The organism is Mesorhizobium sp. M7D.F.Ca.US.004.03.1.1 (assembly GCF_003998635.1).
In the GTDB taxonomy this organism is placed as follows: domain Bacteria; phylum Pseudomonadota; class Alphaproteobacteria; order Rhizobiales; family Rhizobiaceae; genus Mesorhizobium; species Mesorhizobium loti.
Window position 1 is genome coordinate 1 of sequence record NZ_RZQG01001437.1, and the last position, 975, is coordinate 975.

General features: G+C 66.9%; 1 protein-coding gene. It reads right to left on the minus strand.

Features of this window, described 5'->3' with window-relative positions; all coding sequences use genetic code 11:
* Positions 1–975 (minus strand): SEL1-like repeat protein (locus EN935_RS37740; RefSeq protein WP_164771797.1); only part of this gene is annotated, 975 nt, incomplete at both ends.

Genomic DNA, 975 nt, shown 5'->3' on the forward strand with positions numbered 1-975 from the left:
ATCGCGGTCTTCGTCTTCTGGCCCATCTTGCCGTCGGCGCCGCCGGCGTCGTAGCCGTTCTTGTTGAGAATGCGCTGGATGTTCTCGACGGCCTTCTTCATGTCGATGCTGGCGGTCGTCTGCGGTGCGCCGTCCTGCCAGGATTCGGGAATGTCGGCCGAATTGGCTGCCGCATCCAGCGGCTTGGCCTTCCACAGTTCGGCCGCAGCGCGGGCGCGTTCGAGCTGCTCGGGCCGCAGCGCATTGGCGATCTCGTCGCGCTTGGCTGCGGCATCCTTGTCGCCGGTCTTGGCGACGAGCGCGAACCATTTGTAGGACTCTTCGAGGTTCTGCTTCATGCCGACGCCCTTGGCGGCGAGGATGCCGAGATTGAACTGGCTGTCCTTGACGCCGACGTCGGCCGCCGCCTGGAACCAGTGCGCGGCCGATTCATTGTCGGTCACGCCGTCAGCGGCCATGGCGAACAGCACGGCCAGATTGTGCATGCCGCTGGCGTTGCCCTGCGCCGCGGAAAGTTGGTACCAGGTCTTCGCCTTCTTGATGTCGCGTGCGACGCCGATGCCCTTTTCGTAGAAATTGCCGATGCGGTATTCGGCCGGCGCGAAGCCGAGTTCCGCCGACTTCTCGTACCATTTGGCCGCTGCCGCCATGTCTTCCTTGACGCCGCGCGACTCGGCATAGCGCGAGCCGATCTCGAACAGCGCCTTGGCATCGCCGCCGGCGACGGCAAAGTTCGATATTCCCGCTGACGCCGGCGAAGCGTCCGCTGGCGCAACCGCGCCCGTGGTGTCCTTGGCGGCGGTCGGCTGAACCGCCATCGGCTGGGTGTCGGCATCTGTTGCTTCAGCCGAGGCCGCAGCAGCCGGGGCAGGCACAGCAGAGGCTATGGTGCCGGACGCCGCCGCGTTCGCATCGGCGGGCGCAGCCGAAGCGAGCGGGGCAGGAGCCGGCTGGGGTGGCGGCGCGGCATCCATC